Source organism: Paenisporosarcina sp., from assembly GCF_049671445.1.
Taxonomy (GTDB): domain Bacteria; phylum Bacillota; class Bacilli; order Bacillales_A; family Planococcaceae; genus Paenisporosarcina.
Genome location: NZ_JBATUX010000021.1, coordinates 57,605 through 70,967, shown reverse-complemented (window position 1 = coordinate 70,967; position 13,363 = coordinate 57,605). Strand labels below are relative to the sequence as shown.

Sequence of the window (13,363 nt, the reverse complement as noted above, 5' to 3'; positions counted from 1 at the left end):
TTTTAAAATAGCTGGTTTTTTTGGTCAAAACAATGTTTCAGCTTTGTTACATTATGTCTAATAATTGTCACAAAAGGTAATTTAATTGTTACATAACTGTAAAGTTAAAAAGGTTTAGTAAGTGATAAGATAAGAATATTAAGTTATCAGAAAAATTATAGCCATTGGCGTAATCGGAGGATTCTATTTTATGACAGTTCAGTCTCAGTTGTTTAAAGTCATTTCTATGTTAACGATTGCTTTATTTTTAGTTCTTGCACCTTTAGGTAACCAAGCGGATGCAGCAAGTGGAATTAAATCTTCACAAGTGGTATCAGCTGCTAATAAAGTAATGGGTACAAAATATGTTTATGGCGGAACTACAACAAAAGGCTTTGATTGTTCTGGATTTATTGGTTATGTTTATAAAAAAGTTGGCGTCAAATTGCCTAGAACATCTGGTGCTATGTACAAAACGGGTAAAAAAGTTTCAAAGAAAAATCTTAAAACAGGCGATTTAGTTTTCTTTAATACATCTGGTAAAGGTGTTTCTCATGCAGGGATTTATATCGGTAAAGGAAAGTTCGTTCATTCCTCTTCAAGTAAAGGTGTTTCAGTTGCCAAAATTAATGATCCTTATTACTGGGGTTCAAAATATATAGGTGCGAAACGAGTTGCGAAAGTAATTAAGTAACTACTAAATATTTAATCAACATTTAAACTATATAAGAGAAGTCTTATTGTATTTTATAAAATGCAATAAGACTTTTTTCTATGGTGAAATTCCTAGGCTTGTAACAAAAATTCAATTAAGCTTTTTAACTATTAAAAAAATAATACTTGAGATAGAGAGAAAATATTGGTAAAATAATACTGTGTGGGAACGCTTTCATTTTGAATTTACATAAAATTTACATAGTCTTATCATGTAAACTATTATTTTTTGCTATAGTAAATTTGAATCAGAAAATGATTCCTAATAAAAATAGGATGGTGGACAATGAACAAAAAATTCGTAACTGCCTTAACTGCAGCCACGCTAACAGCTAGTTTATTCAATGTTAGTGCTCCAGTTACGGTAAAAGCAGCAGAAGATTTTTCATTAACCGTAATACATTCAAATGATACTCATGCCAATTTAGACAATATTGCTAAAAAGGTAACATTAGTCAACAAGTTACGCGAAGAAAACCCTAATAATCTATTAGTAGATGCTGGCGACGTATTCTCTGGAACTTTATACTTTAACACTTTCAAAGGACAAGCAGATTTAGAGTTTATGAATATGATGAACTACGATGCTATGACTTTTGGAAATCACGAGTTTGATTTAGGTGATTCTGCAGATGGACATAAAGCACTAGCAGACTTTGTAAAAAATGCAGAGTTTCCGTTAATTAGTGCTAATACTAATTTTGCTGCTGATCCGTTATTTGCAGGATTACAAAACGTTGGCTTTGGTGGAAATGATGAAGCAGGAGAAATTTTTGATGGAATCATTAAAGAAATTGACGGCGAAAAAGTCGGAATATTCGGTTTGACAACAGCAGAAACAGAATTTATTTCAAGTCCTAAAGCTGTAAAATTTACTAATTATATTGCAGAGGCTAAAGCTGCAGTTACTTACTTAAAAGGACAAAATGTTAATAAAATCGTTGCTTTAACTCATTTAGGGTTCGATGATGCATATGATAACGATTTAGCATTAGCAGAAGCAGTACCTGAAATTGATATCATTGTTGGAGGTCATACTCACTCGAAACTTGAGGGTGGTAAATTAATTGATCGTTCAGGTTCTGCGGATACAATTATTGTTCAAGCTAATGAATACAATAAATTCTTAGGTGAATTAGATGTTACGTTTAACGATGCCGGTGAAATTACTAGCCAAACATCACTTTTACACACTGTAGCAGATGCATCTGCAGATGAAGCTGCTGCTGCGATTTTAAAACCTTATGCAGACGAAGTTGCTGAAGTGAAAAACGAATCAACAGGTGTTTCTACATCAGTAGTATTAGATGGTGAACGTGGAAGCGTTCGTACTGGAGAGACAAATCTTGGTAACTTAATAACTGACGGCATGTTGGATGCTGCGAAAAAGATTGACGCAGAAACCGTGATTGCTGTTCAAAATGGTGGCGGAATTCGTGCATCAATTGATACAGGTGATATTACTGTTGGTGAAGTTCTAACAGTTATGCCTTTCGGAAATACACTAGCTATTATGGAATTAACAGGTGAAGATATTTATGCGGCACTTGAGCATAGTGTTAGCCAAGCTCCTAAAGAATCTGGTGCATTTCTACATGTCGCAGGTTTAGTTGTGAATTATGATAATACACAAGAAGCTGGTAGTCGTGTTCTTCCTGCTTTCATTCAAGATGAAGAAGGTGGCTTAACATTCTTAGATCCAGAAAAAACATATAAAGTAGCTACAAACTCTTTCACTGCTAAAGGTGGAGATGGTTACTCAATGTTTAAATCCGCTTATGACAAGGGATTAGTTAGTGAGCCAGGTAATGTTGACTGGGAAACATTCATTAACTATATTCAAGGTCTAGAATCAATCGATACTGAGCGTGAAGGTCGTATTAATCAAGTTCGTTTGTCTGGTATGTCACGTTATGAAACGGCAGTAGAAATTTCAAAAGCTGGATTTAAGTCAGCTGAAACTGTTGTTATCGCTCGTGGTGATGAGTTTGCTGATTCCATGACTGCTGGTCCATTAGCATACTCTTTCAACTCTCCAATTCTATTAACAAAAACGAATTCACTTCCAGCAAGCGTTATGGAAGAATTAACACGTTTAGGTACGAAAAAAGTTGTCGTGATGGGTGGAGCTAAAGCGATTTCTAAAGAAGTCATGGACAGTTTATATGATATGGGTATTTCAGTTCGCCGTATTGCAGGTGCAGATCGCTATGAAACAGCTGCTAAAGTAGCTCGCGAGCTTGGTAACCCTGAAGAAGCGATTGTTGTTTCTGGCTTAAACTATCCAGATGCTTTATCAATCGGATCTTATGCAGCACAATCGGCAACACCAATTCTTTTAACTCGTACTAATAGTATTCCTGCAGCAACGGCTACTGCTTTAGCTAATGTGGATAAAACATTTGTTATTGGTGGAGAAGGTGCAGTTAGTGAAGCTGTTGAAAAAGCACTACCATTACCGACGCGTATCTTCGGTAACACTCGTTATGAAACTTCGGTTGCTGTTGCTGAAGCATTCCATGCTGATGCTTGGGCTACACTAGTAGCAAGTGGTACTGGCTTTGCTGATGCTTTAACTGGAGGCGTTTTAGCAGCAAAATATAATGCACCTGTATTGTTAGTTAGCCCTAAAGGACTTCCTACAGTAGTTAAAGAATATGTTGATGAAAACCCTTCAGCGACATATATCGTAACAGGTGGTAAATCTGTCATTTCTGATGACACATATTACGCAATTTATGAATAAGAATTAACAAGGAAAGCCCGATGACAGTTTCCTGTCATCGGGCTTTTTGTGTATTTAAAGGCTCAATCAAACGTTATTGTTGATTTTCGTTCCAACGCACTTTCATGTTTCAAAGCTAGCGCAAAGCGTAACTGTTTTGCGGAATATCAACAGCAATATTTAACATAGCCTATTTAAAAAGAATCAACATCGCCTTGTAGAATTCGCCAATTGTTAAATTCTTGTCCATAATCATGAGCAGTTAAAGTTTTCACCACAAATGGCATAGGACTTGAATGGACCTTAAATCCCGTTTTGACAAGTGCTGCTTCAAGTGGGGTATTCGGTATGCCCCAAGTTGAAACAATGCCAGTCCCTAAAGATTTTTTAAAGCTTTTTACAATTGAAAGTTCATCATCAGCTAAAATATCCACAATTGTATAAACAGGAATGACTGATTTCAAGTAATCGAGTCGGTAAATAATATAGGCTGAATCTGATTGATATACATAGTAATCGATTGTTGGATGTTTCATATAGCGACTTGTTAAAAATGCCAGGGAACGGTTTACATGAATAGCAGATGTACCTTTAACATTAGACATTTTTATTAAATCTGTTTCGGACAATGTTTTCATCAATTGGTGAGTGCGTTTTTTACGTAAACTTGGTAAATTCATAGAAACATAGCGGTTAATGTTTCCTAAGTCAGTTGCATGTGCCATTTTAATAAAGATATTTTTGGCTTTTTCTGCTGGAAAGCCGTATAAATAAGCTACGTTTTGGCGTTCACTATCTTCAATAAGCGCTTTGACAATTTTTTGATAGATGCCTCGGCCTTGATAATCAGGATGAACCATAATGTCAACACGTTCCCCAATTAGAATAGGGGAACCGTCCACATTACTTCCTTCAAATAACAAGCATGCAGCGTGACCAACTATTTGATCATCTTCCTCTGCCACAATAATAATCGGTAAGTGAGAACCGAGTGTTTCGAATTTCCATTGCCACTCTGTTAATGAACGTTTTTTTGAGAAAACGGCTCCAAACAAAGCATTAATACCTGCCTCATCACCTGCTAAGTAAGTACGAATCAATTCTCTCAACTCCTTGTAAGGTCTTCGTGAATTGATTGGAATTTAGACTGACCATTTAAAGTGACAGCTAGGAAAGCAAAGAATAGTAAGGTAAAAACATCTGCTTCCCATAAGTTATACACAAGCCCCATAAAGAAAGCTCCGAAAACAATACCAATCATGAGTTTTGTAAGTTTTGAGCGCTTAATTTTTACTAATGCAACTAACATGCCAAGCAAGAATACTGCAAAGCTTATTACACCAAGTATTCCAGTTTGAACGATGATTTGAATGTACTGATTGTCTGAATAGAACGTTCTATCAATCTCGTATTTTGCTGAGATAGGTGAAATACGTGAAAGAGACGCTGAATCGCCAAAAGTTGAGAAGCCTGTACCCATAATCGGGTAATCTTTAAAGACTTCGAAGCCTTTTTTTACAATAAAGAGACGTCCTGAACTTTGACTACCTGTGATGGTATCGTCACTAAATGTGCTACCAACTCGATCAACAAAGCCTGAGCTGCCACCAACATCAAATTTCTGTATATTTTGTACTTTTTCTTGACCAATGGAAGTGTCTTCAATGAAATTCGTTAGAAGGTTAATTGGTAAGACAATAACAACAAGCGCAATGGCTACTTGCATGACAATGGTTTTAAATAAGACGAAATTGCGCGAAGCAATAACATAAACCAATGCAATGATGAAGAATCCAATCCACGTTCCACGAGAATACGTTAACACAAAAATCCCGATTGTTACGTATTGTAAAATTTGCATCCATACTTTGTTGTATTGCAAAATGTATTTTTTCGCATAATAGAATAAGAAGTAAGCAAATCCAAGATAAATGCCTAAAACATTTGGATTTCCAACCATTCCATAAATTCGAACTCGATTCTTAGATGATAGGGGCAGTTGTTTCCATGCTTCTGGCATGAAAAGCCCTCTGATTGATAATTTTTCTATTAACGCTTGGATGATAATTAAAAGAGTTGTCCAAATGAAAACATGCAAAACTTGTATAATATCTTCTTTTTTAATATCAAGTCTCTTAACGATGTAATAAATTAAATAAAATATAATAAACGCTCGTAATTGAAGTACTATAGGTCCTATTTCGATTCTATTAACAATTGCCGAAAATGAACCAATGATTAAAAAGGCGAAATATCCGTACTCAAACACATGGAATGATAAAAGGGAGCGAAGGTTATGACGAGATTGCCATACCACGTTAAGGAACGCACCAGCAATCATCAAATCTCCAGCTAACCGTAGTGACGGATTAAACTCTATGAGAAACGGTCGAATCGGTACATACAATAGAAGTAATAATATTGCTTTTTTCGGACTTGCTAAAGCTACAATGAAAAGCACGAATGAAACTAAGTAACCTAGTATGGAGTTCATACTATAAGCAGCTAATAGGAAAATAACCAGAACACCTGGCCATATATAAGGTAAATACTTGTTATAATTTTGTCGCATAGGGACCTCCGTTTTAGGAAAGATTCTTAAGTTGTTTATAAATCTCTCGTTTTTTGTCTAAATTTTTGAATATAGCGAGTAATAATGTCGAACTACGATTTGCTTGTTTAAAGACTTGTGAAAAATCGACTAGGTTTTTAGATTTTAGAAAATCGGACTGAGTAATAAACTCTTCAACAGTTGATTCAATAAAAGTTTCAACATTCGATAGGTTTTTCGAAACCATCGATGATTTGAGTTTTGATAATAAGATAAAGCCATCAAATGCGATTACTTGGGATTTAAAGTAAGTGATCGCTTGGAGCTTCGTATTATTTTCATTCGTAATATCAATCACACAGTTAATAAATTCTGGGGGAACAGGACAATTGATTTCATATTGTCTAATCAATTTTGGTTGGTGTTTTGAATTCTTTAAAGCATCTGCAAGTAAATGAGCTGTTGCAGTATGATCCGTATGTGCGTCAATAAAACTGGTTGTATAGACGATTTCGGGTTTTAACTCTTCTAAGACTTTCACAAAGTCTTCAGAAGACTGGATAGTATTCACTTGACCATCTGGATAATCTAGAAATGAAAGTGATGTAATCCCAAGAATAGGTTGAATCAATTTCAATTCTTGTTTACGAATGTCAGATAAGTTACTGACATGACGATTACTTTTCCCACCATCTGTTACATTGACAATATGAACCTTCGTTTGTTGATCCGTGTACTTTTTAATCGTACCACCAAGCCCGATTGTTTCATCGTCAACATGGGGGGCAAAAACGACAACATTTTGTATTGGTTCAAGTTGAGTAACAGGCAGATTCCCTGAATAAAAACGTTTTAAAATAGTTTTGGTTAACGGAATTGCCAGCGGATTTATTGCTTTCATGAGTAGTTGTTTCACTTCGCTTGCACACTCCTCTTTGTAAATCGCTTCACTACATCAGAAAACACATCGATTTTAAGTAGGTAGCTAGATGTTAGGTAAACGATTGCTCCAATTATACTTGTAATCAAGATGTTAACGATCGGATGCAGGTCCTTCAAAAAAGTTCCAGCTAAAAGAATAACGGCAATCATAATTCCTAAAGAAAGTATGATTTTCCCTGTGCTTTTCATTAAATAAGGCCAGTTCAAACGAGTTTCCGTTTTTTGATAGACAATAATATTTAAAACGAAATAAACGACAGCCATAACGGAAGAAGCTAATGGTATCCCTATATATGATTTTAACAAGTATATAAATAAGAAGTTGAGTCCAATATTTAGAAATACTGAAAAGATACTAATACGCAAAATTATATGCCCATTTTGCTTTGCATAAAAAGCTTTATTAATCGTGTTTTGTAAACTAAAAAATAACACTGAACCAACATAATAATAAGCGACAGTTGCCGTTGCCGTTGTGGCCGTTTTAGTGAATGCTCCACGTTGATAGATAACTTCAATTAACTCTTGCATTAAAATCATCATGCCGGCAATTGCAGGAAGTAATAAAAACAGCGTAAGAATTAATCCCTTTTCTACACTGCGGTTAAATTGTTGTTCATCTTTATTAGCAACTGCCTTCGAAAGGACAGGGAAAATAATTGTCCCAATCGTGACACCGATTATAGCTTGAGGGAAATGCACAATATTTTTAGCGTAATTTAAATAAGAAACGGCTTGTTCTGCAAATTGTCCTGCAAAAATAGTATCAATAATGAGATTCACTTGACCAACCATCACGGTAATGGCTACTGGAATAAACACCATGACAAATGGCTGAATCTCTTTTTTGTCGAGTTTGCCAAAAATAGTATGAGAATTTTTAGGGATAAAGAATAATTTTTTTATGACGAATGAGAGAATTGCTCCAACTAAATAGCCATACGCAAAAGCATAAACGCCAAGTTGTTCTGAAAATAATATGGCTGATAAGATAGACGATGTTATCACAATGGTTTGTGAGAAAACTGAAATAGAATATCGACTTTCAGCATCTAAATAAGCTTCATAAACAGAATTCATCGCAGCAAAAGTTATTGATACAAAGAAGATCGTTGCAACGGTAATCGTAAGTTGTATCGTATCTGCATTAAAGTCGGGATACATGCGAGGCAGGATGATTGGTGAGAGTGCAATGCCAATGGCTGTAACCGCGATGCCAAACAGTGTAGTAACGCGCAATACTTGTGAAAAATGATGTTGGGCATTATTATTTTTAGCTGCCAAAATATAGCTAGGTACAAAACTATTTTTCATGCCTGTTGCAAAAAATAAAATAAAAATATTTGGTAATATAAATGCTACTAAATATGCACTAGCTTCATTTGAATCTCCAAAATAATAGGCTAGAACCATATCTCGTAATAGCCCTGAAAATTTTAATATAAGGGTCGCGATTATAAGTAATAAACCAGAAATGGTCAAATTTTTCTTCATTAAATTCACTCCGAACGAAATACTTTAATCCTTCAAGTCACCATTGTTGATTTTAACAGACTCCGCCGTTTAACACTATAATATTAACGTTACACATTGATTACAGCCAAATTTTGAATATAGTAAATTATCAAAAATCTATTGACCTTCATATGGTCCATTTGGTATGATTTGTCATGGAGAGAGATTTAAACTGAATAAATAGTCTTTTAGTTTCTCTACTGTTAATAGGTAATTAAAGGGAGGAAATAAGTTTGGCAACTGGTTCAAAAGCATGGAAAAAGTATCTATCGACATTCTTAGCAACAGGCCTAGTACTTAGTAACGCTTCTTTTATCTCGGCACAGACTAATTCAAAAGATTCTAGTACTGATCTTGAAAAAGATGCGAAAGTACTAAACGTATTATCGAATGAAAAGGCGAAGCTTGTGAAACAACTTGCCGACAAGAAATTCGAAAAAAACAAAGATTTGAAAGCTAATCTGAATGAAAATGATCAAGTTCGAGTTATTGTCGAAGTAGAGGGATCTTCTGCAGTTGAAGTTGCAACTGGAAAAGGTTTACTTTACAAAGAATTATCTTCTACTGAAAAAGCAAACATTGATTCAAGTCTTAAAAAGACTCATAAGACATTAAAAAACACAATTTCTTCTCGAGGTATCGATTTCGATGCACAATTTGACTATACAACTACTTTCAACGGATTCAGTGGACAAGTACGCTTTGCTGACGTTAAGAAAATTGAAAGTTTACCAAATGTTAAAAAAGTTTATTTAGCGAATGAGTACGAAAAACCACAAGTTACGCCAGATATGACGACAAGTCATGACTTTATTCAGTCTTATCAAACTTGGGCTGATGCTAAGTATAAAGGTGAAGGAATGATTGTAGCCGTAATCGATTCGGGTATTGATCCAGACCACAAAGATTTTGTTTTAACTAATTCAGATTCAGGAGAACTTACTTCTGCTGAAGTAACAGCTTCAGGTTTGACTGGTAAATTCTATACGCCTAAAGTTCCTTTTGCATATAACTACTATGATCAAAATGATACGATCAAGGATCTTGGTCCTGATGCATCTATGCATGGTATGCACGTAGCAGGAACTGTTGGAGCAAACGGAGATACGACTAACGGTGGTATCAAAGGGGTTGCACCAGAATCTCAACTACTAGGCATGAAAGTTTTCAGTAATGACCCGAACTTCCCATCGACATTCTCTGATATTTACTTAGCGGCTATTGATGATGCAGTTAAATTAGGTGCAGATGTATTGAACATGAGTTTAGGTTCAACATCTTCTTTCTATGAAGAAAACAGTGCAGAAGATTTAGCGATTTCTAAAGCAGTTGCAAATGGAATTGTGGCATCTGTTTCAGCGGGTAACTCAGGTACTATCGGTTATGGCTTTGACAATCCACATTATCAAAATCCTGACTATGGTTTAGTAGGCTCTCCTGGATTAAACAAAGATACAGTTCAAGTTGCAGCAACAGGAAACTTAGTTTATGAGTTTACTCATAAATTAACAGGTGAAGGACAATCAATCACTGGTTACGGTGTAGATGATTGGACAAAACTTGGTGAAGTAGAAGTTGTAAGTTTGAAAGGGTTAACAGGAAATCAATCTGCATTAGGAGCTAAATCAGATTACGATGGAATCGATGTTAAAGGCAAAGTTGTACTTGTAGAACGTGGAGTACACACATTTGTCGATAAAACAATTAATGCTGCAGCAGCTGGTGCGGCAGGAATCGTTGTATATAACTCAACATCTACAGTGTTCTACAAAGACCAAGGTGGCTGGGATATTCCATTTATGAAATCAACACGTGCTGAAGGTTTAGCACTTGAAGAAGTTCTTAAAGATGGTGGTTCTGTTACTTTAGGTGTAGATCAAACTGATAAAAAAGAAAATCCAGAAGTAGGCCGTTCAACTGACTTTACTTCATGGGGAGTAACACCAGACTTAGAGTTCAAACCAGAACTTTCAGCTCCAGGTGGAAATATTTACTCAACAGTAAATGACGATAAATATACGGTTATGAGCGGTACGTCAATGGCGGCGCCACACGTTGCAGGTGGAGCAGCGTTAATTCAACAATACCTTAAAGGTGATGCGCGTTTTGACGGTTATACAGCTGATCAACGTACACGTTTGGCTAAAAAGTTATTAATGAACACTGCTGATATTACAACAGGTTTAGACGGCAAAGAAGTTTCTCCTCGACGTCAAGGTGCAGGTATGATGCAATTGTTTGCTGCTGTTAATACACCAGTTGTCGTAACGGATAAAACTACTGGAGAAGCAAAAGTAAACGTTAAAGATTTCCAAAGCAAAACATTCTCTATGACAGTTACAGCTGAAAACTTAACAGATAAAGCTGTTGAGTATGATGTAGACACTTCAGTACTTGCTGATAGATTCGAAGAGTATGGCGAAACTGTCTATAACCAATTACAGTCTGGTGACTTAAAAGACGTGAAAGTATCTGCACCAGAAACAGTTACAGTTCCTGCAAATGGGAAAGTGGATGTTACGGTTACAATCGATTTAACAGACGCTAAAGTTCCAGGACTTAACAATGATGGTGAAGACATTTTCAAAGCAATCGAACAAGACGTATTTGTTGAAGGTTTCTTGAAATTCAACAGTAAAGATGTAACAAACCCTGATTTAGTTGTTCCATATATCGGCTTCTATGGTGAGTGGGACCGTCCTGCGATCGTAGACGATTTTGAAGGTGACGATAAGTTCTATCAATACCTATTCGATTTAAATAAATTCTCTAATATGTTAACTGATAAAGGTAACTATTTCCAAGATACAATTGAAGTGGATGGGAAACAAGTATATGTAATGTCTCCAAATAACGATGGAATTTTGGAAGATGTTCTTGCATTGCCATCTTTACTACGTAACGCAAAAGAATTTGAAACAAATGTATTAGATAGCACTGGTACGAATCAATTACGTTCAGTTAATAAAGAACAAGATGTTCGTAAAAACTACTACAATGCCGGAAATGGTAGCTGGTACTCTTACAAAGAGTCTCGTATTTGGGATGGTAAAGTTAAAAATGAAACAGTTGCAGATGGTTTATACCATTATGAGCTTAAAGCTAAAGTGGACTATGAAAATGCTGAATGGCAGTCAACTAAACTACCAGTTTATGTAGATACAGTTGCTCCAACTGCAGAAATTTCATATAACGCTGGAACAAACCTAGCTAATTTCAAATTTGCTGATGAAGGTGTCGGTACTGCATTCTATGCACTTTACATCAATGGTGTAGATGTAACTGGCAAAACGTATCTAGATGCATCTAAAACAGAAGTTAACTTAGGTGACTATGGTTATGAAGCAAAAGATGTAAAATCTATTGATGTAGTACCTGTCGATCACGCATACAATGTTGGTTATGAAGGAAACGTAATTGGCGATGATAACTTGCCTATTATTTTCCTAGGCGATGCGACACCTTCTGCATTAGGTCTTTACAATACAAAAAATGTATTAGTAAAAGGTACTGTGCAGGATGAAGCTCTTGCTTCTCTAACTGTTGAAGGAAAAGATGTTGCGTTTACTTATGACGCAGTGAAAAAAGTTTACAATTTCGAAACAACTGTAGCCTTTACTACTGATGGATACAAAAACATTAAGATCAAAGCAGTAGATGTAAATGGCAACGCATTTGAAATAGCTCGTCCTATCTATGTTGACTCTACAGCACCAACTGTTGGTCATGACGCTCCATCGGTAGTAAATAATGATGTTACGAAATTAGATTTCAATGTATTTGTTAAAGATAACTTTAACGCTGCTAAAGTAACTGTGGATGGAGATGTTGTCTTTAATCGTGAATTCATTGATGAAACGAAATTCCTTACACCTACGGATGAAAAAGTAGCAGTATCTGTTGATTTAGCTAAAGGTGTAAATACATTCAATGTAGTTGTTGAAGATGCTGCAGGAAATAAAGTTACGAAAGAAGTTAAAGTTGAACGCTCTGCATCAGAGTTACGTGCTGAACGTATTTCAGGAGCAGATCGATATGAAACAGCGGTGAAAGTAAGTAAAGAAGGATGGGATTCTGCAGAAACAGTAGTTCTTGCTCGTGGCGATCAATACGCTGACGCATTAGCTGGTGTTCCATTAGCTCATCACTTAGGTGGACCATTGTTGTTATCTAAATCAACTTCACTACCTGCATTTACTTATGATGAAATCAAGCGCTTAGGTGCTTCTAAAGTGGTTGTTCTTGGTGGAGAAGGTGCAATTTCTAAAGAAGTTGTAGCTAAACTAACTCAATCTGGAATTAAAGTTGAGCGTATTTCAGGAAAAGACCGTTATGAAACTGCAGCGAAAATTGCTAGCAAATTCGGTAAATTCGATACTGCTGTAATAGCAAGTGGCTTAAACTTCCCGGATGCATTGTCAGTTTCAAGCTATGCGGCTGAGCAAGGAATGCCAATCCTATTAACTCGTGATAAAGCTTTACCAGCTGCTACAAAAGATGCTTTAGCTAAAGCTAGCGTAGAGATGTCTTACGTTATCGGTGGTATTGGAGCTATAAATGATAGTGTATTCAAAGCGTTACCTAAAGCTCACCGTATCTCAGGAAAAGACCGTTATGCAACTTCAGTTGCTGTTTCTAAGTTCTTTGCAGATGACACGAAGAGCGTTTATGTTTCAACTGGTACGAACTTCGCAGATGCTTTAGCTGGTGGAGTATTAGCAGCTAAAGATGGCAGCGGTGTTTATATCGTTGGTAAAAAAGTTTCACCAGAACTTGGTGAACATTTACAAGACTTGGGTGTTGAATACGTTGATGTATTAGGTGGAGAGAAAGCAGTACCTAATAGCATCTTGGCTGAACTTGATAAATATCTAGGGAATTAATCTAACTTCTAAACTCCACATTCAGTGATGAATGTGGAGTTTTTTTGTACAAAA

The 13,363-nt window shown here is 35.9% G+C and carries 7 protein-coding genes; 3 read left to right on the top strand and 4 right to left on the bottom strand.

Going from position 1 to position 13,363, the window contains the following annotated elements; genetic code table 11:
* The first annotated feature begins 190 nt into the window (after positions 1-190).
* Entirely contained in the window at positions 191-673 is a 483-nt protein-coding gene (locus WBG45_RS02825) for a C40 family peptidase (RefSeq protein WP_424412282.1), read from the top strand.
* Between the two features lie 306 nt (positions 674-979).
* A complete protein-coding gene (locus WBG45_RS02820; RefSeq protein WP_424412281.1) occupies positions 980-3,439 on the top strand; it encodes a cell wall-binding repeat-containing protein in 2,460 nt (819 codons plus the stop codon).
* Between the two features lie 173 nt (positions 3,440-3,612).
* On the opposite strand, the gene WBG45_RS02815 is transcribed toward WBG45_RS02820, so the two are convergent.
* Genes WBG45_RS02815 through murJ form a run of 4 tightly spaced genes read right to left on the bottom strand, consistent with a single transcriptional unit; the run spans position 3,613 to position 8,405 of the window.
* Positions 3,613-4,518 (bottom strand): GNAT family N-acetyltransferase, encoded by a 906-nt coding sequence (locus WBG45_RS02815; protein ID WP_424412280.1) that lies wholly within the window; start codon positions 4,516-4,518, stop codon positions 3,613-3,615.
* A 5-nt stretch (positions 4,519-4,523) separates the two neighbouring features.
* The gene (locus tag WBG45_RS02810; RefSeq protein WP_424412279.1) at positions 4,524-5,990 is read right to left on the bottom strand and encodes an O-antigen ligase family protein; all 1,467 of its coding nucleotides are present in this window, start codon (positions 5,988-5,990) and stop codon (positions 4,524-4,526) included.
* A gap of 13 nt (positions 5,991-6,003) precedes the next feature.
* Positions 6,004-6,885, bottom strand: coding sequence for a PIG-L deacetylase family protein (locus WBG45_RS02805; RefSeq protein WP_424412278.1), 882 nt, complete (start codon positions 6,883-6,885; stop codon positions 6,004-6,006).
* Complete coding sequence (gene murJ / locus WBG45_RS02800; RefSeq protein ID WP_424412277.1) at positions 6,882-8,405, bottom strand: murein biosynthesis integral membrane protein MurJ; 1,524 nt, start codon at positions 8,403-8,405, stop codon at positions 6,882-6,884. The genes WBG45_RS02805 and murJ overlap by 4 nt, the downstream gene beginning before the upstream one ends.
* Positions 8,406-8,659: 254 nt before the next feature.
* Between murJ and WBG45_RS02795 the strand changes: the two genes are divergently transcribed.
* On the top strand, positions 8,660-13,309 hold the full coding sequence (locus tag WBG45_RS02795; RefSeq protein ID WP_424412276.1) for a cell wall-binding repeat-containing protein: 4,650 nt from the start codon (positions 8,660-8,662) through the stop codon (positions 13,307-13,309).
* Positions 13,310-13,363 lie beyond the last annotated feature (54 nt).